Origin of the sequence: Roseovarius faecimaris (assembly GCF_009762325.1) — a bacterium.
Classification (GTDB): domain Bacteria; phylum Pseudomonadota; class Alphaproteobacteria; order Rhodobacterales; family Rhodobacteraceae; genus Roseovarius; species Roseovarius faecimaris.
In genome coordinates this window covers 867,627-888,507 of sequence record NZ_CP034348.1, presented here as the reverse complement: position 1 = coordinate 888,507, position 20,881 = coordinate 867,627, and the positions used below count along the sequence as shown (strand labels likewise).

Sequence of the window (20,881 nt, the reverse complement as noted above, 5' to 3'; positions counted from 1 at the left end):
AAACGAAAAGAGCGGGACGCAGTCCCTCATTTTAACAGCGGCCCGCTCAGCCCAGCGCCTCGGAACACCGCCCGCAGACGCCCGCATGCGCATGCCGCCCCACATCGGGCAGGATCTTCCAGCAGCGCTGGCATTTCTCGCCCGGGGCGCGCTCGAACACCACGGTCACACCGTCCACCTCGGGCAGGCGGAACGCCTCGGCCGGGGCCGGATCGCCGGTCAGCGAGATGTCCGAGGTGATGCAGATATCAGCGAAATCCACCGATTTCAGCAGCTCCAGCACCTCTTTCTCGCGCACATGCACCACCGGAGCCGCCTCCAGCGAGGCACCGATCACCTTGTCGGTCCGCTGCACCTCGAGGGCCGCCGTCACCGCCCGGCGCGCGCGGCGCACCTGCGCCCATTTCGCCGCCAGCGGCTCGTTCAGCCACTCGGCGGGCGTGTCGGGGAAATCCTCCAGATGCACCGAGGCGTCGTCGCCCGGGTAGCGCGAGAGCCAGACCTCTTCCATGGTGAAGACCAGCACCGGGGCAAGCCAGGTGGTCAGCCGGTGGAACAGGATATCGAGCACGGTGCGCGCGGCCCGGCGGCGCGCGGTGTCGCCATCGCAATAGAGCGCATCCTTGCGGATATCGAAGTAGAAGGCCGAAAGCTCCACGGTGCAGAAGTTGAACAGCGCCTGGAACACGCCCTGAAAATCATAGGCGGCATAGCCCGTGCGCACCTTGTGATCCAGCTCGGCCAGCCGGTGCAGCACCCACTGCTCCAGCTCGGGCATGTCGGCGGGCGCCACGCGGTCGGCCTCCGAGACATGCGCGAGCGCGCCCAGCATGAAGCGCATCGTGTTGCGCAGGCGGCGATAGCCATCGGCCACGCCTTTCAGGATTTCCGGCCCGATCCGCAGGTCGACCGTGTAATCCGACTGCGCCACCCAGAGCCGCAGGATATCCGCGCCATATTGCTTGACCACTTCCTCGGGCGCCACGGTGTTGCCCAGCGATTTGGACATCTTGTTGCCCTTCTCGTCGAGCGTGAACCCGTGGGTCAGCACGCCGCGGTAAGGCGCGTGGCCGATGGTGCCGCAGGCCTGCAGCATGGAGGAGTGGAACCAGCCGCGATGCTGGTCGGTGCCTTCAAGGTAAAGATCGGCCAGCCCGTCATCGGAGCCATCCTCGCGGTCGCGCAGCACAAAGGCATGGGTCGAGCCAGAATCGAACCAGACATCGAGGATATCGAACACCTGTTCCCACTCATCCGGGTTGTAGTCATTCCCGAGGAACCGCTCTTTCGCGCCGTCTTTGTACCATGCGTCAGCCCCTTCGGCCTCGAACGCCTCAAGGATACGCGCGTTGACCTTTTCATCGCGCAGGAGGTAATCCGGGTCCGTCGGCAAAGCGCCGCGTCTGGTGAAACAGGTCAGCGGCACGCCCCAGGCGCGTTGCCGCGACAGCACCCAGTCGGGCCGCGCCTCGATCATCGAATAGAGCCGGTTGCGCCCGGCCTGCGGTGTCCATGTCACCAGCTCGTCGATGGACCGCAGTGCGCGTTCGCGGATCGTGGTGCCATAGGTGTCCTGCCCGTCGCCCACTGGCCGGTCCACGGCGGCGAACCATTGCGGCGTGTTGCGATAGATCACCGGCGCCTTGGAGCGCCAGCTATGCGGATAGGAGTGTTTGATCTTGCCGCGTGCCAGCAGGCCGCCCACCTCGACCAGTTTGTCGATGACCGCCTTGTTGGCGTCGCCTTCGCCGCCCTTGCGGCTGAGGATGTATTTGCCACCAAAGAAGGGCAGATCGGCGCGGAAACTGCCATCGTCCATCACGTTATAGGTGATGACCTGTTCCAGCATGCCCAGATCACGGTAAAGTTCATATTCCTCCATCCCGTGGGACGGGGCGCAATGGACGAAACCGGTGCCTTCCTCATCGGTCACGAAATCGGCGGCGCGGAAATCACGCAGGTCATCCCATTCGCCGTTCGCGCCTTCGGCCCCGGCGAGGGGGTGGGCCAGCGAAAGGCCCGATAGTTCTTCGGCACTGACACCGCGCAGGCGGGTCCACTGGCCGTCTTCCAGCCGGGCGCGGGCCATCACATCGCCGGCCAGTTTGTCAGCCAGGATGAAACGGTCGCCCACATTGGCCCAGCATTCATCCGGCGTGCCGGTGACTTCGTACAGGCCGTAATCGAAGCTGTCGCCATAGACGACCGCCTTGTTCGACGGGATGGTCCAAGGTGTGGTGGTCCAGATGACCACATTCGCGCCTTCCAGATCGCCGGGCGTGGCGACGCGGAACTTCACCCAGATGGTAAAGCTTTCCTTGTCGTGATATTCCACCTCGGCCTCGGCCAGGGCGGTTTTCTCGATCGGCGACCACATGACCGGCTTGGAGCCCTGGTACAAAGTGCCGGTCATCAGGAATTTCTGGAACTCCTCCGCGATGATCCGCTCGGCGCGGAAATCCATCGTCAGATAGGGCTTGGACCATTTGCCGGTGATGCCGAGGCGTTTGAACTCGTCGCGCTGGATGTCGATCCAGCCCTCGGCGAATTTGCGGCATTCCTGGCGGAAGTCGATGATCGGCACGTCGTCCTTGTTGCGGCCCTTGGCGCGATATTGCTCTTCGATCTTCCATTCGATGGGCAGACCGTGGCAATCCCAGCCGGGGATATAGCGCGCATCGCGGCCCATCATCTGCTGCGAGCGGACCACCATATCCTTGAGGATCTTGTTGAGCGCGTGGCCGATATGCAGATGACCGTTGGCGTAGGGCGGGCCGTCATGCAGGGTGAAGGGCGGGCGCTCCGCCGCCTCGGCCTTGGCACGCAGGCGGGTATAGATGCGCATGTCGTTCCAGCGCGACAGCCATTCCGGCTCGCGTTTGGGCAGGCCCGCACGCATCGGAAAATCGGTCTCGGGCAGGTTCAGGGTGTCGCGGTAATCGTGTGTTTCGGTCGTCTCGGCGCACATGGGTGGCGTCCTTCGGATAGGTCTTCTGCAATCTGGTGAGGGGGCGGCGTGGCATTCCAAGCGCCTTCATCCCGGCGGCTCGATTGGGTCAGAGCGCCGGGCATATAATTCGAATAATGATGCGTGTGCGGATCATCATGGGGGGCGTTATAGGCAGGACAGGGGGCGGCGTCCAGAGGGGCGACGCGCAGGGATCGGAGCAAAGTGACACGGGCCGGTGAGGCGGATTGACGGCACGCGGCGCAAGGCCCGTACCGCCTCGCCGCTTCGGCGCCAGGGAAGGGGTGGACCTTGTGGCCCTGCACGGCGCGGAGAGGGTGGCGGTGGAGCGCATCGTCGCAGGCCCGGGCAGTGCCGCTCAACGGGCCTTGCCCCGTCCGTCGCCCGCGCTCTAGGGTGCGGCAAAAGCAAGGGGCCTTGAACACGCATGAGCAGGCTTTCCATCGGCATTGCGGGGGCGGGCATTGGCGGGCTGGCCGTGGCGGCGGCGCTGGCCCGGGCGGGGCACGAGGTGGTGGTCTATGACCAGTTCGACAGCCCCCGTCCGGTGGGGTCCGGCCTTGTCATTCAGCCCGTGGGTCAGGCGGTGCTGGCGCGGATCGGGGCGCTGGAGCGTGCCGACGGGCTGGGCCAAAGGGTGACGCATATGCTGGGCCATGCGCAGGGCATCCGGCTGCCCATCCTCGATGTCAAATACGGCCCCGGCCCCGGGCGCCATGGCCTCGCCCTGCACCGTGCCGCGCTGTTTTATGCGGTGCATGAGGCGGCCCGGCAGGCCGGGGCCGAGGTTGTGCCCGCGCATGAGGTGACGGGCGTCAGCGCCGCGCCGCAACGCAGGCTGCTCTTTGCGGATGGGCGCGAGAGCCCCCGCTTCGATCTGGTCATAGACGCAAGCGGAGCGGGCTCTGCCCTCTCACCGCTGAAGCCTCGCGCCCTGCGCTTCGGTGCGATCTGGGGCGTGGTGGACTGGCCCGAGGCCGGCCCCCTGCCCGATCACCAGCTTTCGCAGCGCTACGAGGCGGCACGGCGCATGGTCGGGGTGCTGCCGATCGGCTGTCTGCCGGGTGGCGGGGCGCGCAAGGCCGCGGTGTTCTGGTCGCTCACGCCGGAGGAGCTGACCGATTGGCGCACCGCACCCATCGAGGCGTGGCGGGAGGCGGCGACAAGGCTCTGGCCCGAGGCCGCGCCTTATATCGAGGGCGTGCGTGCGCATTCCGAGATGACGCCCGCGTTCTACAGCCACGGCAGCCTGCGCGATCCGGTGCAGAGGGGCCTTGTTCACATCGGTGACGCCGCGCACCGCGCCAGCCCGCAACTGGGGCAAGGGGCCAACATGGCGCTGCTGGATGGCTGGGCGCTGGCCGAGGCGCTGCGGAACGAGGCGGACCTGGCAGCGGCGCTGAGCCGGTATCATCGCAGCCGGAAGCGGCATCTGTGGGCCTATCAGCTGATGAGCGCGGTCTTCACCCCGCTTTACCAGTCCGAGAGCCGGGTATTGCCTGCGTTGCGCGACCGGCTTCTTGCCCCGCTGTCGCGTATCCCGCCCGCTCCGGCGCTTTTGTCACGGCTTGTCTGCGGGGACCTGCTGGCGCCGCTGCGCGCCGGGCTTGACGCGCCCTGACCCCCCGCGGCTTGCGCGGTTGCGGCACAGCGCAGCCGTGCTAACCTTCCCCGATCAACTGCCGAGGCCTGCCATGTACCAACCCACCGACGTGCTCAGCTCCATCGACCAGGTCTATGCCGACATGCGTCAGCCCTATGACAGCCAGCGCCTGAAAATCATTGACCATATCGACGCGCATTGCGCCGCCTGGATCGCGCATTCGACCTTTCTGACCATGGCCACAATGGACCGGGCGGGGCGGATGGATGTCGCGCCCAAGGGCGACCCGGCGGGGTTTGTCAAAGTGCTGGACCCCAAGACGCTGGCCATCCCCGACCGGCCGGGCAACCACCGTTATGACGGGTTCCGGAACATCATGGAGACCGGGCGGATCGGCCTTGTCTTTCTGGTGCCGAACCGCACCGAGGTGGTCCGCGTCAACGGATCGGCCCAGATCATCCGCGACGCGGCGGTGCGCGAGGACCTGGCGATCAAGGGCCGGGTGCCCGATTATGCGGTGCTGGTGCGGGTGGAAGAGGCGTTTTTCCATTGCGGCAAGGCGGTGATCCGGTCGCGGCTGTGGCACCCGGACAAGCAGCTGCCGGTCGACGGCCTGCCCACCTATGCCGAGGCGCTGATCGCGCATGGCGGGCTGAGCGAAGACTATGACGCTCTCGCCGCGCATCTGCGCAACAACGAGGAAAACCGGCTCTATGACGAGTAGCGGCCTTGAACGCCTTGTCCAACGCGGGCATGAGATGAGCCCATGAGCACCGCCCTGCCTCCGAAGTTCGACATCAGCCGCGCCGAGATTGCCCGCGTCGTGGCAGCCTTTTACGAGGCCATCCGCGCGCATCCCGGCCTTGGCCCGGTCTTTGCCGTGCATGTGGAGGACTGGCCCCGGCACGAGGCGAAGATCGTCGATTTCTGGGCCAATGCATTGCTGCATGAGCGCAGCTATGACGGCAATCCGATGCGGGTGCATGTGGAGGCGGGCAATGTGCAGCCGGGCATGTTCTCGACCTGGCTCGATCTGTTCGATTCGGTGTTGCGCGCGGAGTTGACCCCCGAACAGGCCGCCGCCTGGTCGGCCACGGCGCATCGCATCGGCAGATCCCTGCGCGCGGGCGTGGTGGACCGGTCCACCTTGCCGGGCGGCGTGCCGAAACTGCGCTGATCCGCCGACGCCGCGGCCCGCAAATGGCGAAACCCCGCCGGTTTCAGCCCCCAGAAGAGACATTATTGATCCGGATCCGCCCGCCTCCCGTAGTTCTGGACGGAACGAGTGTACCGGTTGCGAGTGACTTCGCTTTCATTCAATCAAGACAAGGATAGTTCATCATGAAACGCCGCACATTGATCACCAGCGCCACCGCCTCGGGGCTTTTGCTGACGCTCGGGGCCTGCGCCTCTGCGCCCAAGGGCAACGACATTGTCGATATCGCCGCGGGCAATCCCGACTTCTCGACCCTGGTGGCTGCTGTGCAGGCGGCGGGTCTGGTGGACACGCTGAAAGGCGACGGGCCGTTCACGGTGTTTGCTCCGACGAACGCGGCCTTCGACGCGCTGCCCGCGGGCACGGTGGAGACACTGCTGATGCCCGAGAACGTGGATCAGCTGCGCAGCATCCTGACCTATCACGTCCTGCCCGGCTCTTACGTGGCCGGCGATGTGCTGGGCCAGGTGGTGGATGTGGCGACGGTCAATGGCGCCACGGTGCGCGTGGATGGCACGGGCGGCAAATATGGCGCGGCCGTGCGGGTGAACGACGCCAATGTGATCAGCGCCGATATCATGGCCTCGAACGGCGTGATCCATGTGATCGACAAGGTGCTGATCCCCTGACCCAGACCATGGCCCAGACCCGGGCCAGGCGTCTTTCTGGCTGAACTACGCCAGGGTTTGGGGTCAGCCCCAATCAAAACATAATGTGTGGCGCAGCCACGCCTTTGGATTGCGCCACCTCAGCCCTGACCGAAAAGCCCGGTCAGGGCGCGTTTCACCAGACCTGTGACCGAAGGCCGTTTGACCCGCGAGAAGGGCAAGGGGCGGCAAACCTCCATTGCCGCCACGCCCACGCGGGCGGTGAGCGCGCCGTTGACGATCCCTTCGCCGAAACGCCGCGACAGCTTGGACAGAACCGAGCCGCCCGCGACCGAACCGATCAGGTCATCGCCCACCGCCACCGCCCCGGTGGCCACCAGATGGGTCATCACCGCGCGGGCCAGCCGCCAGCTTCCCAAGGTGCCGGACCGGCCGCCATAGATCTCGGCGATGCGCCGGATCATCCTGAGATTGGCCGTGAGCGCGGCCACCACATCGGCCATGGCCAGCGGCACGATCGCCGTGACCGTGGCCACCTGCCGCGCGGCGGCCTCGATCTCGCGGGTGGCGGCCTCATCGAGGGGCGTGAGCAGTTCCGCTTCAGCCAGGCCCAGCAAACCGGCGGCATCGAATTGTTCAGGGCCGTATTCCGCCAGCCGCTCCCGGCCCCAGCGGGTATCCTCGCGCCGCGCATAGAGCCGGGTCAGGCTTTGCGTCACGCCACGCGCGGCGGTCAGGTCATTCCCGGCCAGCGCGGCCTCGGCCGAGCGGTGCAGCGTGTCGATGCGCGCCAGGCGGGAAAACGCGGCCAGCTCGCGCAGAGCGATGATCAGGAAGACCAGCAGAAACACCGCGATCAGCGCCGTGACCGCATAGCCCAGCACCGGCGCGCGGCTCATGAGACCCGTGACGAAATCCCAGGCCGCCACCGAGATGACCGCCCCCAGAATGGCCAGGAGAAGCCCCCAGAAAAGCCGGGCCAGCCGCGACGGGCGACGCGCGGCGAGCGTGGCGATGGTCTGCATCGCGCGGCCCTCAAGCGCGGGCGGCTCCACCGGGTCGGGGACCGGCGGCGCCTCGGACGGGCCCGGCGCGGCGGGGGCATCCTCAAGGTCGATCAGGATCGGGCCTTTGCTCATGGCATCTGTCCTTGCGGTCTGTGCCAGACCATCAGAACGTCCGGCAGGTTCTCGTCATTGCCAAGCCCCTGGCTGCACAGCACTTCCTCAAAGCCCTGCGCAGCGTAGAACCGGCGCGCAGAGGCATTGGCGTGCACGACCCAGAGCTCCAGCCGGTCGGCCCCGGCCTTGGCATCCTCCAGCAGCGCCCGGCCCAGCCCCTGCCCGCGCGCCCTCGGGTGGACATAGAGCGCATGAATGCGCGCGCCGTCCCGTGCCAGAAACCCGGCAGTGCCATGCGCGTCGCGCACGAAACGCACCCAGCCGCGGCGCACGAGCCGCGCCATCAGCAGCGTGTCCTCCCACCAGGCCCGCGCGCGCGGCAGCCAGGGTGTGCGCCGCGAGAACGCCCAGAGTGCCGCGAGGCAGCCGGGCATGTGCCGGAGGGTCGCGTCGCCCGTGACAGATTGAACACTCACAGCCGGTCTCCGATCAGGAATTGCGCGGCGCGATCAAGCCGGATATGCGGCGGGCCCTCGCCCGGTTTCAGCGTCAGCGGCGCAGGCGCAAAGCGCATCACCTGGTAGTCGGCATCGAGCCAGCGTTCGGCGCCGTCGCGCGCCGGGCTGAGCAGATGCGCGGGGTCCTCGGGCAGCTCGCCCGGATGAAAGGCCGCGCGCTTGCCCGTCTCCAGCAGGGTGCCGCGCACCACATCGAGGGGCGTGCCGTCATGTGTCACCCTGTCCTCGACCGTGGCACGCAGGGCGGCGAGCGCCATGGCCTGCGTCTCGGCCCCGGCGAAATCGGCGCGGTCGCGCGCCTCGCGGGTCAGGGCCGCCATGATATTGGCCAGCTTGTCGTGCTGGGCGTGGTGCAGATGGTCCGCCTTGGTGGCGGCAAAGAGGATCTTTTCGACCCGCCGCCCCATCAACAGCCGGGTGAGAAACGCGTTTCGCCCCGGCCGGAACGCGCCAAGGATATCGGCCATCGCCCGGCGCATGTCCTCGACCGCCGCCGGACCCTTGTGAATGGCCCCGAGGGCATCGACCAGCACCACCTGCCGGTCGATCCGGGCGAAGTGATCGCGAAAGAAGGGTTTGACCACCTGCGCCTTATACGCCTCATAGCGGCGCTCCATCTCGCGCCAGAGCGAGCGGCGCGGGGTGTCCGCCGGGCGCGGCAGCGGCGCGAAGGTGAGCACGGGCGAGCCTGCGAGATCACCGGGCAGAAGAAACCGGCCCGGAGTGCAGTCATAGAACCCGGCGGCACGGGCCGCCTCGAGATAGGCGGTAAAGGCGCGGGCCAGCGCCTGGGCCTGCGGCTCGTCCAGCCGTGCCTGCGGATCGGTGGCCTGCGCCTGAGACAGATACTCGGCGGCCTCCGTGCGCGGTGCGATCCGGCTCAGCACCTCGGCGGACCACTCGTCATAACTTTTGTCCAGCAGGGCGAGATCCAGCAGCCACTCGCCGGGATAATCCACGATGTCGAGATGCACCGTGCGCGGCCCCTGCAACCCGGCCAAGAGCCCCGAAGGCCGCACGCGCAGCGACAGGCGCAGTTCGGAGACGGCGCGCGTGCTGTCTGGCCAATGGGGCGTGGGCGAGGTGAGATCGGCCAGATGCGCCTCGAAATCGAAACGCGGCACGGTGTCGTCGGGCTGCGGCTGCAGGAACGCCGCGGCGATGCGCCCCTCGGAGGCCGCCAGAAGCCCGGGCATGCGCGCGCGGTCCATCAGATTGGCCACCAGCGAGGTGATGAACACCGTCTTGCCCGAGCGCGCGAGCCCCGTGACGCCCAGCCGGATGACCGGCTCGAAGAACGTCTCGGAGACGGTATCGCCCAGGGTTTCGAACCCGCGCGTGATCCCGTCGGCTATGGAGGATATGACCAAGTTCGCGCGCCTTTACTGCTTGCCTTGGGCTTTGGGGCCGCCTGATGTGTTTTGAGTATTTGAAGAACAATGAAAAGCGGGGCGCGCCCTGTTGCTTTCATTGTTCCCAAAATACTCATATCCAAAGATAGCCACCCAAGGCCCCGGTTGCCAGAGGGGAGCTTTGGGGGATTGTTCCCCTGCCCGCTGCGCGCTATGCCCCCGATATGCCCCGCTATGCCCTCAAAGTCGAATATCACGGCGCGCCCTTTGCCGGGTGGCAGCGCCAGGCGGATCAGCCGTCGGTACAGGGCGCGATCGAGGCCGCGCTGGCCAGGCTGGAGCCGAGAGAGCACACGATTGCCGCTGCGGGCCGCACCGATGCGGGCGTGCATGCGCTGGGACAGGTGGCGCAGTGTGACATGGCCAAGGACTGGGATCCGTTCCGGCTGTCCGAGGCGCTCAACCATCATCTGAAGCCCGATCCGGTGGCGATTGTGGCCTGCGCGCGCATGGAGGATGACTGGCACGCGCGGTTTTCGGCCGAAGAGCGGCAATATCTATTCCGCCTGCTGATGCGGCGCGCGCCGGCGACCCATGACAAGGGGCTGGTCTGGCAGGTGCAGCACGCGCTTGATGTGGATGCGATGCGGGCGGGCGCGGCCTATCTGATCGGCAACCATGATTTCACCACCTTCCGGTCGTCGATCTGCCAGGCGGCGAGCCCGGTCAAGACGCTGGATGCGCTGGAGATTGCCCGTATCGAGGGCCGGTCCGGGCCGGAGGTGCAGTTCCGGGTGCGGGCGCGGTCGTTCCTGCACAATCAGGTGCGCAGCTTCGTCGGCACGCTGGAGCGTGTGGGCGCCGGGGCCTGGGCGCCCGAGGATGTCAAACACGCGCTGGAGGCCAGGGACCGCGCGGCCTGCGGGCCGGTTTGCCCGCCGCAGGGGCTGTATCTGGAGGCGGTGCGCTATCCGGTCGATCCGTTCGGCCAGGGCTCTGTGTCCGATTGATCCTGCCCCCCATTGATCCTGTCCGGACACGCGGGTAAAGCTGACCGAAGCGGTCCCGTAGCTCAACTGGATAGAGCAGCTGACTTCTAATCAGCAGGCTGAGGGTTCGAGTCCTTCCGGGATCGCCATTTCCCCGATCCGTGCCGCGGTTTCGCCGCTCAAGAGGTCCGACCTGTCGCGGCTGTGCGCGCGGAGAATTGTCGCGCCGTGTCATTCGTGATTTACTTTTCACGCCTTGATCGCCATGCAGATGCCATCGCTCATACCTGCCCCTGCCCGCCTTTTCGGAGCGCCCATGACCCATCGTGCTGCCCTTGCCCCGCTTGTTCTTGCCGCCCTGACCGGCCTGGCCGCACTGGCGCAGGCGCAGGAGGAGCTGAGCGACACGGTCCTTCTGGAGCTGAACACGGCGCAGAGCCAGGGCGAGGCCTGTACGCTGACCTTTCAGATCATCAACGGCTATGAGAGCGAGATCGACAGCCTTGTCTATGAGACGGTGCTGTTTGACAGCGAGGGCGGCGTGAACCGGCTGACGCTGTTCGACTTCGGCGCCCTGCCGCCGGGGCGGCCGCGGGTGCGGCAGTTTTCGGTGCCGGGCATGACCTGCGAGGGGCTGGGGCGCATTCTGATCAATGGCGCGCATGCCTGCGAGGGTGAGGGGCTGGAGCCGGGCGCCTGTGTGAACGGGCTGAAACTGGACAGCCGGGTGGCGATCGAGGTGCTGGGATGAGCGGGCTGATGCAGAGCCTGCGGCAGGTGGCCGATCTGGGCGGGCCGGTGGTGCTGCTGCTGATCGCGGTATCGGTGATCACGCTGACGGTGGTGCTCTACAAGCTGTGGCAATTTTCCTCGGCCGGGGTGGGACGGCACCGGGCGCTGCAGGAGGCGGTGGCCGCCTTTGACCGGGGCGACCGGAGCGGCGCGCGGGCGGCGCTGGAGCGCTCGACCTCCTATCTCGCGCCGGTGGTCGATATGGGGCTTTCGGCAGGCCGGCCCGATGCGGCAAGGCTTCAAGCCGAGGCCGAGACCCGTTTTGCCCGGCTGGAGGGGGGATTTCGCTTTCTCGATACGGTGGCGCAACTGGCCCCGCTGCTGGGCCTGTTCGGCACGGTGCTGGGCATGATTGAGGCGTTTCAGGCGATGCAGGCCGCAGGCGCGCAGGTGGATCCGTCGGCCCTGGCGGGCGGGATCTGGGTGGCGCTGCTGACCACGGCGGTGGGGCTGGCGGTGGCAATGCCCACGTCGATGGTGCTGAGCTGGTTCGAGGCGCGGATGGATGCCGAGCGGGTCACCGCCGAGCGCGCCATCGCCACATTGCTGACCCCGCAGGGGGCGGGCGGTGTTGCCCTGACCGAGACCGCGAGCCCGGCCCATGCGTAGGAGGCGGACACGGCGGCGGCAATCGATGACGTCCCTGATCGACGTCATTTTCCTGTTGCTGCTGTTTTTCATGCTGTCCTCGACCTTTTCGCGTTTTGCCGAGGTGGAACTGGCGGCGGCGCGCGGCGGAGGGGCGGCCCCTTCGGAAACCGCACCGCTTTTCGTGCAACTGGCGGATGATACCCTGACCCTGAACGGCGAGGTGCAGACGCTGGAGGCGTTGCCGGCCGCCCTGGGGGGGCTGGAGGCGCCGCGCGTTCTGATCAGCCTGAAGGGCGGGGTGACGGCGCAGAGGCTGACGGATCTGCTGGTGGCCCTGCGGGGCATTGACGGCGTCAGCGTGACCGTGCTGGAGGCGACATGAGACGCGCGCGCCCTGCCTCCCGCCGCGAGCCGACCATTGCGCTGATCAACATCGTCTTTCTGATGCTGGTGTTCTTCATGGTGGCGGGGACGCTGACGCAGCCCCTGGACCGGGATTTGCGGCTTGTGGACACGGCTGAGCTGGACGGGCGGGCGCCGGTGGACGGGCTGGTGCTGCATGCCGATGGGCGGATGAGCCATGGCGGCGCGGCGCTGGCGAGTGCGGCGGATTACCTGGCGGCGCTGGAGAGCGACGCGCCCGGCACGGTGCGGGTGATCCCGGACCGGGCGCTGCCCGCCGGGGTGCTGGTGGCGGTGGCCAGAGAGCTGCGCGCGGGCGGGGCCGAGCGCGTGCTGATCGTGACCGAACGGGCGCTGCCATGATCGCCTCGTCGCCCATTGCCAAACTGCTGGCCGCCTCGGGGGCGGTGGCGCTGCATGGCGCGGTGATCTGGGGCCTGTCGGGCGATGCACCGGTCAGCATAGACGGGGCGACGGGCGCGCCGGAGGTGAGCATCGGGACAAGTTTTGCCGATATGGCCGCGGGGGTTCTGGCGCCCGACGATGTGGCCGAGGCGTTGACACCGACCGCCCCTGCCGAGATGGCCGAGGCTCTACAGGTGCCCGAGGCCGCGACGCCCGTGCAGCCGACAGAGGCGCTTCGCCCGGAGAGGGCGGTCGCGGCGATGGTGCAGCCAGAGCCGATGGCGCGCACGCGCGCGTCGAAGGCCGAGCCTCTGCGCGCGACGCCTTTGGAGGCGCAGCCGGTCGTCCCAAGGCTGAGTCCGAGCCTGCCGGTGGAAGAGGTGGCGCCACTGGATGCACCCGCGACATCTGTTGCCCGGTCCCTGCGCCCGAAGCAGCGCAGCAAGAGCTTTGAGGAGGCGCATAAGCCTGCCCCTGCCCCGGCCAAAGCGGAGAGCAAGAGCAAGAGCAAGAGCAAGCCAGTCAAGCAGCAGGCCGCGCCCAAGGGCAATGCCAGCGAGACGGCGAAGGCCGGAGCGGCACAGGGCAGCACGCAGGCCGAGACCAGGACCGCCAGCGCGGGCAAAACCACCGCCAAGCAGAGCGGCAATGCGGCGGTGAGCAATTACCCCGGCAAGGTGATGCAGAAAATCAGCCGCGTGCGCAAACCGCGCGTGGGCAGCAAGGGCACGGCGGTGGTGTCGTTCAAGATCGCCTCGAATGGCGGGCTTGCGGGGCTGTCGCTGGCACGCAGTTCGGGGTCGGGCGCGCTGGATCAGGCGGCGCTGAACGTCATCCAGAAGGCGGCCCCCTTCCCGCCCCCGCCCAAGGGCGCGCAGCGGTCGTTCAGCATCAAGATCAAGGGCCAGTAAGACCCGCCGCGCGGCGGTAGAAATGCGCGCCCCAGGCGATGTCTTCCTGCATCGCGCGCGCGGCGGCATCGGCGTCACCGGCGCGCAGCGCGGCGAGCAGGGGCGTGTGTTCGCTGTTCCATTGCGGGGCGGTGTCGGTGCTGCGTTCCAGCCCGAGGCGCAGGGAGGGGCCGGTCTGCATCCAGAGCTGCTCGATCATGAAAACCATGTCCGGGTTATCGGCACGGCGATAAATCGTGAAATGAAACAGGTGGTTATCGGCCATGTAGGCAGGCGCGTCCTGGGTGGTGAGATGCGCCGAGAGGCGGTCGTTGATGAGGGTCAGCTTGGCCAGCCGCGCAGGCGTCAGGCGGGGCAGTGCCGCGCGGGCCGCCGCCCCTTCCAGCAGGGCGCGCAGCTCGAAGAGGTCCGCGGCGCGCTTGGGGCTGAGGTCGGGGACATGGAACGCCTTGGCGGCCTCGCTTTCGAGCGCCTGTTCGGAGGCGAGCCGCTTGAGCGCCTCGCGCACGGGCATGGGGCTGGTGCCGAACTCTGCCGCCAGCTTGCGCATCGACAGCTTCTGTCCGGGCCGCACCGCCCCCAGCATCAGCCGCCGCTTGAGATCGGCATAGACCCGGTCCGACAGCGACGGGTCCTTGAGAGGGGTGGCGTCGGTCATGGCCTCCTCGTAAAACGCAAACAGGCGCGGGAAACCCCGCGCCTGTCGCTTGTAGCATGGGTTCCTTAGCTCTTGAACCACCAGCGCTGATAGGCGCGCGCGCCGTCCAGTTCCCAGGTCGAGCTGACCGTGTCGGAATGCCCGACCGTATCGGCATGGGCATAGACGTAGTTCGTGAACATCGGCACGATCGAGCCGCCTTGATCCCGCAGAAGCATGGACATGTCGCGATACATCTCGGCGCGTTTGGCATCGTCCAGTTCGGCCTTGGCCTGAAGCAGGATCTTGTCGAATTCCTCGTTGCTCCAGAAGGCTTCGGACCACGGCGCGCCACTTTGATAGGCCAGGGTATAGATCATGTCCGGCGTTGGACGCGCCCCCCATTTGGAGAAGATGAACGGCTTTTTCAGCCAGACATCGGCCCAGTATCCGTCGCCCGGTTCGCGCACGGGTTTCAGGGTGATGCCTGCCGCCTTGGCCTGTTCGGCGTACAGGGTGACGAAATCGACAGCGCCCGGCATGATCGAATCCGATGCAGACACATCAAGCGTCAGCCCTTCCATGCCGGCTTCCTTGAGGTGCCATTTGGCCTTGTCGGGGTCATAGGCGCGCTGTTCGATGCCTTCGGGGTAGTAAGGCATGTTGGGCGAGATGTGGAAGTCATTGCCCAGTGTCGCCGTGCCGAAGACGATCTTCTCGATCAGCTCCTCACGGTTCATGGCAAGCTTGAGCGCCATGCGCACGTTGTTGTCGTCGAACGGGGCGGCGGTGACATGCATCGGCATGGTCACGGTCGATCCCGACGGCAGGTTGAGGATTTCCAGCCCGGGACGGCGGCGCAGAAGCTCGAGCGTTTTCAGGTCGACCGAGCTGACGGCATCCACGTCACCGGACACAAGGGCCGTCTGGCGGGCGTTCGGGTCGTTGATGGCAATCATCTCGACCGCGTCGAAATAGGCCCCTTCCCCATGCCAGCCGTCATGCTTGGTGAACGAGGCGCTGACGCCTGGGTTGAAGCTCTCCAGCTTGTAGGGGCCGGCACCGATGCCGCCTTTCCAGTCGAGATTGCCATCGGCATCCGCCGGGCAAATGGCGATGTGATAATCGGTCAGGATGTAGGGCAGATCGGCCAGGCCCTGATCCAGTTCGACGATCACCGTATGATCGCCATCGGCGCGCACATCGACGACATTGCCCAAGAGCGATTTCGCCGCCGAGGTACTGTCTTCACCCATGTGATGCTTGAGCGAGGCAATGGCGTCACGAGAGGTGAACTTGCGGCCATCGTGGAACGTGGCGTTCTTGTTTAGCTGGAATGTCCAGACCCGCGCATCGGGCGAGGCTTCCCAACTGTCGGCCATGTCGGGGCCGGCGGTTCCGTCGGGGTTGATCATCGTCATGTAGCTGCGCGAGCAGTGGGCGAGCTGGATCATGAAGACCGAAAGATACTGCCCCGGATCCTGCGTATCGGATGTGTTGGCATCGTGGATCGCCACGCGGAAGGTGCCGCCCTGGCTGGGCGTCATGGCCGAAACCTGGTTGGTCCAGAGGCCGGTCGCGGCGGTGGCGGTCAGGCCCGCCGCGGTGGCGTGCCCCATGAAGCTGCGCCGGGTTATGGCGCGCTGTCGGCCCGCCGCAATGATGCGGTCGAGCACGAGCTGGTCGTGTGTTTTTGTCATTTTCGGATTTCCCTGTTGGTTATTATGGTTTTGATTAAGGCGCTCACTGTCCGTTCTGATTGTCGAATTTTCGTCACCTTTGCGCCCGTGACGTCTAATTAATTACATCTCAGGCCTGATCCTGCACGCTGAGCCTGCGGCCCATATACTGGATGAAGTCCCAGATCGTGCCTTCGAACGCATCCGGTGCCAGCGGCCCGCCCTGATAGCCGCGGGTCTGGAGCGCCTTTTGCAATATCTCCAGCTTCTCCTTGTCCTCGGCGTTGAAGGCGCGGCAGAGATCGACATAGCCGCGGGTTGCACCCGAGGTCGGTTCGTCCTTCTGGCCGGTCACGCCCCAGCGGATGCGCACGCGCCCCGGCCCGTCCGGGCGGATGATCATGAACAGGGTGAAATCGGTGCCCATGCCCACCATCAGGTTGGGAAAGATGCCGTACATGGGCGAGTTCATCTTCTCGTCCTCGGTCAGGTCCGGGTGAAACGGCCCACGCGGCGGATAGTCCGGATCATAGAAGGCGTGATAGCCGGTCCAGCCTTCGCCCGTGCGCATCTTGCGGCAGAGCTTGGTGGGCGTGATCGGGTGCAGCGTCGTGGGATGCGTGGCGGTCAGGTGATAGCCTTCCATGAAGTTCTCGAACAGCGCCTTCCAGTTGCAGTCCCATGCGTCCTCTTCCATGAACACCAGATAGCGGTCTTCCTGGTGATAGTTCCGGATCACCTCGGCCAGCCCCTCCAGACGCAGGGCCAGCGGCGTGGCGGTGCCGTCGAGATTGACGAAGATCCAGCCCTTCCAGATTTCAGAGGCAAATTCGGGCAGGCCGCATTTGCTCTGATCGAAATGCTTCTGCTGCTTCATCATCGGCGCGGATTTGAGCGCGCCGGTCGTGTCATAGGTCCAGGCGTGATACTGGCAGACAAAGCGGCGCGCATTGCCTGCGCCTTCGGCCACGCGGTTGGCGCGGTGGCGGCAGACATTCGACAGCACCCGCACCTGCCCCTCGGGGTCGCGCACGACGAGCAGTTCCTCGCCCAGAAGGTCGGTGGTGAAATAGTCGCCCTTGTTGCGCAGCTCACCGACATGGCCCACGCACATCCAGTCGCGGCGCAGCACATTGTCGGCCTCATGCGCGAGAAAGGCGGGCGAGGTGTAATACTCGGCCGGCATGGCATAGCCTTCCTCGGCCGGTTTGCCTGCGCGGGCGGCCAGTTCCGCGGTCAGGCGGGAGATCTCGTCATCGGGTTTGTCGAGCATCGGATGTCTTGCCTTGTGTAAACTTGAGTCCTAGAGTTCGCTAAAAGTGTGATCACAGTTTGCCGATTCTGGCAAGCGGGATCAGCGACAGGAGGGAAGCGATGTTTCTGAGAAATGCCTGGTATGTGGCGGCCTGGGGCGATGAGATCACCGAGGAATTGCAGGAAGTGATCCTGCTGGAAGAGAGCATTTGCATGTTCCGCGACAGTGCAGGCCGCATCATCGCGCTGGAGAATGCCTGCCCGCATCGCAAGCTGCCGCTGACCAAGGGCCGCCGCAAGGGCGACGCGGTGGAATGCGGATATCACGGGCTCACGTTCAACGGCAGTGGCCAATGCGTGCGCGCGCCCGGCAAGGGCGGCATTCCGTCCAACGCCAAGGTGCATGCCTATCCTGTCGAGGAACGCTATGGGCTGGTGTGGATCTGGATGGGCAATCCGGCGCTGGCCGATCCGAGTGAGATTTTCGAGATTGAAAACTACGACAACCCGGCCTGGGGCATCAATCGCGGCAAGGCGCTGGAGATCGACTGCAACTATCTCTACGTGACCGACAATCTGCTTGATCCCACGCATGTGGCCTGGGTGCATCAAAGCTCTTTCGGGCAGGCGGCGACGGAAGACACACCGCTGAGGATCACCAGATCGGAGGACGGTATCACCGTCTGGCGCTGGATGATGGATGTGGACCCGGCGCCGTTTTATGCCAAGATCGTGGAGTTCGAGGGCAAGTGCGACCGGCTGCAGCATTACGAGGTGCGTTACCCGTGCCATGCGCTGATCAAGGCGGTGTTCACGCCTGCAGGCACCGGCGGCGAAGATGGGCCGCTGCATGAGAACACATTCATCATGGACAGCTACAATTTCATGACGCCCGAGACGCGGGACCGCACGAGGTATTACTGGTTCCAGCTGCGCAATATCCGGCCCGGGGATGAGGCCCTGTCAGAGATGATGAGCGAGGATGTAAAACATGCCTTCGAGGAGGATCGCGAGGTTCTGAACGAGGTGCAGAAGGGGATGACGCAGAAGCGCACGCCGCATATCGACCTGCCGATCGATGGCGGGCAGCTGCGGTTCCGGCGGCAACTGGAAATACTGATTGACCAGGAGCGCACGGCGGATGCAGCCTTGGCCTGAATGGAGCTGCTGAGTGACACCCTGCGCCATCTGGAGCGCCTGATCGGCTTTGCCACCGTAAGCGGGGCGCAGAACGCCGAGGTGAACGCCTATGTGGCCGGGGTGCTGGAGGCGGCGGGGGCGCGGGTTGCGCATGTGCCCGCGCGGCCCGGCGGGCTGGACGGTGTGATTGCGTCCGTGGGTCCGGATGTGCCCGGCGGCATTGGCCTGTCGGGGCATTCCGATGTGGTGCCCGTTGAGGGGCAGGCCTGGAGCGGCGATCCCTTTGCGCTGCGCCGGGAGGGGGAGCGGCTGATCGGGCGCGGCACCTGCGATATGAAAGGGTTCGATGCCTGTGCCATCGCGCTGATGATCGCGGCGGCCGGGCGCGATCTGAGCCGCCCGGTGCATCTGTTTCTGTCGGGGGATGAGGAGACGCATCTGCTGTCGGCTCCGGCACTGATCGACCACGCCAAAGCGCATCTTCCCCCCTTGCGCGGTGTGGTGGTGGGCGAGCCGACGCTGTGCGCACCGGTGGACCGGCACAAGGCGTCGGCGACGCTGGATGTGGTCTGTACCGGGCGGCCCATGCATGCGAGCCTTGCGCATCGCGCGGTGAGCGCCACGGCACTGGCCGCGCGGCTGATCACCTGGCTGGAGGAGGAGACCACGCGCAATGCGGCGGAGGCAGTCGCCGGCGCGTTCGACCCCAACTTCGCCACCCATACGGTGGGTGTGATCGAAGGCGGGAACGCCTTCAACATCGTCGCCGAGACCTGCCGGTTCACCTGGGATGTACGGCTGATGCCGGGTCAGACGCTGGAGGAGGTGCAGGGGCGGCTGGAGGCCTATGCCGAGAGCCTGCTGGTGCCTGCGCGGCAGATTGCACCGGAGGCGGATATCACCGTGACGCTGAGGGAATGGTTTCCGGGCCTTGGCGGGCTGCGCCAAGGGGCGTTTCGCGAAGAGATCGCCGCCGTGTCGGGGCATGGGGATTTCGCCGTCGTGCCTTACGGCACCGAAGCGGGCATGTTTCAGGAGGCCGGGTTTGACGCAGTGGTCTGGGGGCCGGGGGATATTGCCCAGGCGCATACGGCGGACGAATTTATCGACCTGGCGCAGATCGAGACCTATCTCGGACGGGCGCAGAGCCTGCTTGTCTGAGCCTATTCGCCGGGGGGCACGCCGAAGGTGGTCAGGCTGTTGATCTTGTCGAGCCGTTCCAGATTGACGACCGTGGAGAGCATCAGCCGGTCCTGGCTCCAGTCGCCGGGGCTCTGGATGGCCATGGCAGCCCCTAGGATCAGGGCCACGAGCGGCAGGCCGACAAGGACAAAGGCCCCTTTTGGCGTGCGGTTCTGAGAGGCGCTGAGCAGGGTTTTGATCCGGTGTTCCAGGCCGCCCTGCCCGCCCGAGCGTTCGGCGGTCACCAGCGTCACCTTGGGCATGGCCACGGCAAAGACCCGGTCGCGCCGCAGGGTCTGCTGACAGACGCTCATCAGCGTTTCGCAATAGGCGCGGATGCCGATCCGTCCGCGCGCGAGCACGCGGGCGTCGCAGCTCAGCTCGCGCAGCTGCTCGACCTGCCGTTTCCAGGCATGATAGGCCGGGTTGAGAAAGAAGAGCGGTTTCAGCAGCTCGAGCACGATTTCCCAGGTGATATCGCCCTGTCGGATGTGCTGAAACTCATGGGCCAGTGCGACTTTGGCCTCGTCGCCCTGCCCCAGCATATGGGCGGGCAGCACAACGTAGAAATTGCGCAATCCGCGGGTCGAGAACGGCACCAGCGTGCGGTCGGACAGGCGCAGGCGTACCCGGCCGAAGCGGCGCCAGGGATAGCTTTCGTGCACGATGCTGCGCAGGCAGCAAACGGACATGACAAGCCGTGCAAGACCCAGCGCGAAGCCCAGCACAAACACCGCGATCGCCGCGATGGCCCAGGGGCTGGCGGCCTGCATCACATCCGCGCTCATCCGGTCGCGCAGCAGCACGAGCCGTTCCAGCTCGGCCGCGCTCATCTCGAACCCGCCGTTGAGGTAATAGGCCACGACCATATCCGACAGCGTCAGATTGGCCCGCCCGCCAAGCGCCGCCTGCCCCCATTGCGCCGCAAGCAGCACGAAGGGCGCGGCCACAATGGCCAGAAACACGGCGTTGAGCAGGCGCAGATGGGTGTCATATGCGTCGCGCATACCGAGGCGGTCGAGCAGGAAGCGCGCCCCGCACCAGAGCGCATAGGCCAGAATGATCAGGATATTGGCATTGATGAAAGCATCAAACAGCGCGTCACCCGGTATCATCGTTCAACCTTTCGTCAACGAGCGCCCGGATTTGCCCCAATGCCTCTTCGCTGAGGCTTTCATCGCTGACCAGCCGCGCGACAAGGGCGGCCGGCGCATCATCAAATAGCTTGGCCGAGAGGTCTTTCAATGACCGGATCTGATAGGTGTCCTTGGCCAGTGTCGGCACGAAAACATGCCGCTTGCCTTCCTTGCGGGAGGTGACAAAGCCCTTTTGCTCAAGAATACGCAGGATGGTCGCGGCAGAGGTATAGGCCAGATCGCGCCCCTCGGGCAGTTCGGCCAGAACATCGCGCACCGTGCCTTCGCCCAGGGCCCAGAGCTTGGTCATGAATTCCAGCTCGACCTCGGTCAGCAGGTCCGGCTTCTTCTTCTGTTTCATTCACTTTCGCCTTTTC

General features: G+C 66.0%; 21 protein-coding genes and 1 tRNA gene. 13 read left to right on the top strand and 9 right to left on the bottom strand.

What is annotated here, in order from left to right; translation table 11 throughout:
* Positions 1-46: 46 nt before the first annotated feature.
* A complete protein-coding gene (gene ileS / locus EI983_RS04690) occupies positions 47-2,968 on the bottom strand; it encodes an isoleucine--tRNA ligase (protein ID WP_157706243.1) in 2,922 nt (973 codons plus the stop codon).
* A 427-nt stretch (positions 2,969-3,395) separates the two neighbouring features.
* On the opposite strand from ileS, the gene EI983_RS04685 reads away from it, so the two are divergent.
* The 4 genes from EI983_RS04685 to EI983_RS04670 all read left to right on the top strand — a co-directional run bounded on the left by EI983_RS04685 (position 3,396) and on the right by EI983_RS04670 (position 6,416).
* Entirely contained in the window at positions 3,396-4,589 is a 1,194-nt protein-coding gene (locus EI983_RS04685; protein WP_157706242.1) for an FAD-dependent oxidoreductase, read from the top strand.
* A gap of 73 nt (positions 4,590-4,662) precedes the next feature.
* The gene (locus EI983_RS04680) at positions 4,663-5,295 is read left to right on the top strand and encodes an MSMEG_1061 family FMN-dependent PPOX-type flavoprotein (protein WP_157706241.1); all 633 of its coding nucleotides are present in this window, start codon (positions 4,663-4,665) and stop codon (positions 5,293-5,295) included.
* 42 nt (positions 5,296-5,337) lie between these two features.
* Entirely contained in the window at positions 5,338-5,748 is a 411-nt protein-coding gene (locus tag EI983_RS04675; RefSeq protein ID WP_157706240.1) for a group III truncated hemoglobin, read from the top strand.
* A gap of 164 nt (positions 5,749-5,912) precedes the next feature.
* Positions 5,913-6,416 (top strand): fasciclin domain-containing protein, encoded by a 504-nt coding sequence (locus EI983_RS04670; protein WP_157706239.1) that lies wholly within the window; start codon positions 5,913-5,915, stop codon positions 6,414-6,416.
* A 119-nt stretch (positions 6,417-6,535) separates the two neighbouring features.
* Here the strand turns inward: EI983_RS04670 and EI983_RS04665 are convergent, their stop codons facing one another.
* From EI983_RS04665 to EI983_RS04655, 3 genes are read right to left on the bottom strand one after another with little or no spacing between them, the layout of a single operon-like run.
* Positions 6,536-7,534, bottom strand: a complete 999-nt coding sequence (locus EI983_RS04665; protein WP_157706238.1) for a YcjF family protein — start codon at positions 7,532-7,534, stop codon at positions 6,536-6,538.
* Positions 7,531-7,992, bottom strand: a complete 462-nt coding sequence (locus EI983_RS04660) for a GNAT family N-acetyltransferase (protein ID WP_246162282.1) — start codon at positions 7,990-7,992, stop codon at positions 7,531-7,533. The genes EI983_RS04665 and EI983_RS04660 overlap by 4 nt, the downstream gene beginning before the upstream one ends.
* Positions 7,989-9,404, bottom strand: coding sequence for a YcjX family GTP-binding protein (locus tag EI983_RS04655; protein ID WP_157706237.1), 1,416 nt, complete (start codon positions 9,402-9,404; stop codon positions 7,989-7,991). Before EI983_RS04655 ends, EI983_RS04660 begins: the two co-directional genes overlap by 4 nt.
* Positions 9,405-9,610: 206 nt before the next feature.
* Between EI983_RS04655 and truA the strand changes: the two genes are divergently transcribed.
* The 7 genes from truA to EI983_RS04620 all read left to right on the top strand — a co-directional run bounded on the left by truA (position 9,611) and on the right by EI983_RS04620 (position 13,476).
* The gene (truA, locus tag EI983_RS04650; protein ID WP_157706236.1) at positions 9,611-10,396 is read left to right on the top strand and encodes a tRNA pseudouridine(38-40) synthase TruA; all 786 of its coding nucleotides are present in this window, start codon (positions 9,611-9,613) and stop codon (positions 10,394-10,396) included.
* A 51-nt stretch (positions 10,397-10,447) separates the two neighbouring features.
* Positions 10,448-10,524: transfer RNA gene (locus EI983_RS04645), tRNA-Arg, on the top strand.
* A 167-nt stretch (positions 10,525-10,691) separates the two neighbouring features.
* Positions 10,692-11,126, top strand: coding sequence for a hypothetical protein (locus EI983_RS04640; protein WP_157706235.1), 435 nt, complete (start codon positions 10,692-10,694; stop codon positions 11,124-11,126).
* Entirely contained in the window at positions 11,123-11,776 is a 654-nt protein-coding gene (locus tag EI983_RS04635) for a MotA/TolQ/ExbB proton channel family protein (RefSeq protein ID WP_157706234.1), read from the top strand. The genes EI983_RS04640 and EI983_RS04635 overlap by 4 nt, the downstream gene beginning before the upstream one ends.
* 25 nt (positions 11,777-11,801) lie before the next feature.
* Entirely contained in the window at positions 11,802-12,140 is a 339-nt protein-coding gene (locus tag EI983_RS04630; protein WP_246162281.1) for a biopolymer transporter ExbD, read from the top strand.
* The gene (locus EI983_RS04625; RefSeq protein ID WP_157706232.1) at positions 12,137-12,523 is read left to right on the top strand and encodes an ExbD/TolR family protein; all 387 of its coding nucleotides are present in this window, start codon (positions 12,137-12,139) and stop codon (positions 12,521-12,523) included. The genes EI983_RS04630 and EI983_RS04625 overlap by 4 nt, the downstream gene beginning before the upstream one ends.
* Complete coding sequence (locus tag EI983_RS04620; RefSeq protein WP_157706231.1) at positions 12,520-13,476, top strand: TonB family protein; 957 nt, start codon at positions 12,520-12,522, stop codon at positions 13,474-13,476. The genes EI983_RS04625 and EI983_RS04620 overlap by 4 nt, the downstream gene beginning before the upstream one ends.
* On the opposite strand, the gene EI983_RS04615 is transcribed toward EI983_RS04620, so the two are convergent.
* The 3 genes from EI983_RS04615 to EI983_RS04605 form a co-directional block, all read right to left on the bottom strand.
* Positions 13,463-14,134, bottom strand: coding sequence for a GntR family transcriptional regulator (locus tag EI983_RS04615; RefSeq protein WP_157706230.1), 672 nt, complete (start codon positions 14,132-14,134; stop codon positions 13,463-13,465). The genes EI983_RS04620 and EI983_RS04615 overlap by 14 nt on opposite strands.
* A gap of 65 nt (positions 14,135-14,199) precedes the next feature.
* Entirely contained in the window at positions 14,200-15,813 is a 1,614-nt protein-coding gene (locus tag EI983_RS04610) for an ABC transporter substrate-binding protein (RefSeq protein WP_157706229.1), read from the bottom strand.
* Positions 15,814-15,922: 109 nt separating this feature from the next.
* Positions 15,923-17,065: an aromatic ring-hydroxylating oxygenase subunit alpha gene (locus tag EI983_RS04605; protein WP_157706228.1), complete on the bottom strand. Its 1,143-nt coding sequence runs from the start codon at positions 17,063-17,065 to the stop codon at positions 15,923-15,925.
* 101 nt (positions 17,066-17,166) lie between these two features.
* On the opposite strand from EI983_RS04605, the gene EI983_RS04600 reads away from it, so the two are divergent.
* Complete coding sequence (locus tag EI983_RS04600; RefSeq protein WP_157706227.1) at positions 17,167-18,204, top strand: aromatic ring-hydroxylating dioxygenase subunit alpha; 1,038 nt, start codon at positions 17,167-17,169, stop codon at positions 18,202-18,204.
* Entirely contained in the window at positions 18,205-19,347 is a 1,143-nt protein-coding gene (locus EI983_RS04595; RefSeq protein WP_157706226.1) for a M20/M25/M40 family metallo-hydrolase, read from the top strand.
* Positions 19,348-19,349: 2 nt separating this feature from the next.
* On the opposite strand, the gene EI983_RS04590 is transcribed toward EI983_RS04595, so the two are convergent.
* Both EI983_RS04590 and EI983_RS04585 read right to left on the bottom strand, forming a co-directional pair.
* Complete coding sequence (locus tag EI983_RS04590) at positions 19,350-20,483, bottom strand: M56 family metallopeptidase (RefSeq protein ID WP_157706225.1); 1,134 nt, start codon at positions 20,481-20,483, stop codon at positions 19,350-19,352.
* Positions 20,470-20,865 carry a BlaI/MecI/CopY family transcriptional regulator gene (locus EI983_RS04585; protein WP_157706224.1) on the bottom strand — a complete coding sequence of 132 codons (396 nt, stop codon included), beginning with the start codon at positions 20,863-20,865 and terminating at the stop codon, positions 20,470-20,472. The genes EI983_RS04590 and EI983_RS04585 overlap by 14 nt, the downstream gene beginning before the upstream one ends.
* Between the last annotated feature and the right edge of the window lie 16 nt (positions 20,866-20,881).

Coding starts and splice junctions, on each gene's coding strand:
- ileS (WP_157706243.1), bottom strand. CDS start 2,968: ATGTGCGCCGAGACGACCGAAACACACGATTACCGCGACACCCTGAAC.
- EI983_RS04685 (WP_157706242.1), top strand. CDS start 3,396: ATGAGCAGGCTTTCCATCGGCATTGCGGGGGCGGGCATTGGCGGGCTG.
- EI983_RS04680 (WP_157706241.1), top strand. CDS start 4,663: ATGTACCAACCCACCGACGTGCTCAGCTCCATCGACCAGGTCTATGCC.
- EI983_RS04675 (WP_157706240.1), top strand. CDS start 5,338: ATGAGCACCGCCCTGCCTCCGAAGTTCGACATCAGCCGCGCCGAGATT.
- EI983_RS04670 (WP_157706239.1), top strand. CDS start 5,913: ATGAAACGCCGCACATTGATCACCAGCGCCACCGCCTCGGGGCTTTTG.
- EI983_RS04665 (WP_157706238.1), bottom strand. CDS start 7,534: ATGAGCAAAGGCCCGATCCTGATCGACCTTGAGGATGCCCCCGCCGCG.
- truA (WP_157706236.1), top strand. CDS start 9,611: ATGCCCCGCTATGCCCTCAAAGTCGAATATCACGGCGCGCCCTTTGCC.
- EI983_RS04640 (WP_157706235.1), top strand. CDS start 10,692: ATGACCCATCGTGCTGCCCTTGCCCCGCTTGTTCTTGCCGCCCTGACC.
- EI983_RS04635 (WP_157706234.1), top strand. CDS start 11,123: ATGAGCGGGCTGATGCAGAGCCTGCGGCAGGTGGCCGATCTGGGCGGG.
- EI983_RS04630 (WP_246162281.1), top strand. CDS start 11,802: ATGACGTCCCTGATCGACGTCATTTTCCTGTTGCTGCTGTTTTTCATG.
- EI983_RS04625 (WP_157706232.1), top strand. CDS start 12,137: ATGAGACGCGCGCGCCCTGCCTCCCGCCGCGAGCCGACCATTGCGCTG.
- EI983_RS04620 (WP_157706231.1), top strand. CDS start 12,520: ATGATCGCCTCGTCGCCCATTGCCAAACTGCTGGCCGCCTCGGGGGCG.
- EI983_RS04615 (WP_157706230.1), bottom strand. CDS start 14,134: ATGACCGACGCCACCCCTCTCAAGGACCCGTCGCTGTCGGACCGGGTC.
- EI983_RS04610 (WP_157706229.1), bottom strand. CDS start 15,813: ATGACAAAAACACACGACCAGCTCGTGCTCGACCGCATCATTGCGGCG.
- EI983_RS04605 (WP_157706228.1), bottom strand. CDS start 17,065: ATGCTCGACAAACCCGATGACGAGATCTCCCGCCTGACCGCGGAACTG.
- EI983_RS04600 (WP_157706227.1), top strand. CDS start 17,167: ATGTTTCTGAGAAATGCCTGGTATGTGGCGGCCTGGGGCGATGAGATC.
- EI983_RS04595 (WP_157706226.1), top strand. CDS start 18,205: ATGGAGCTGCTGAGTGACACCCTGCGCCATCTGGAGCGCCTGATCGGC.
- EI983_RS04590 (WP_157706225.1), bottom strand. CDS start 20,483: ATGATACCGGGTGACGCGCTGTTTGATGCTTTCATCAATGCCAATATC.
- EI983_RS04585 (WP_157706224.1), bottom strand. CDS start 20,865: ATGAAACAGAAGAAGAAGCCGGACCTGCTGACCGAGGTCGAGCTGGAA.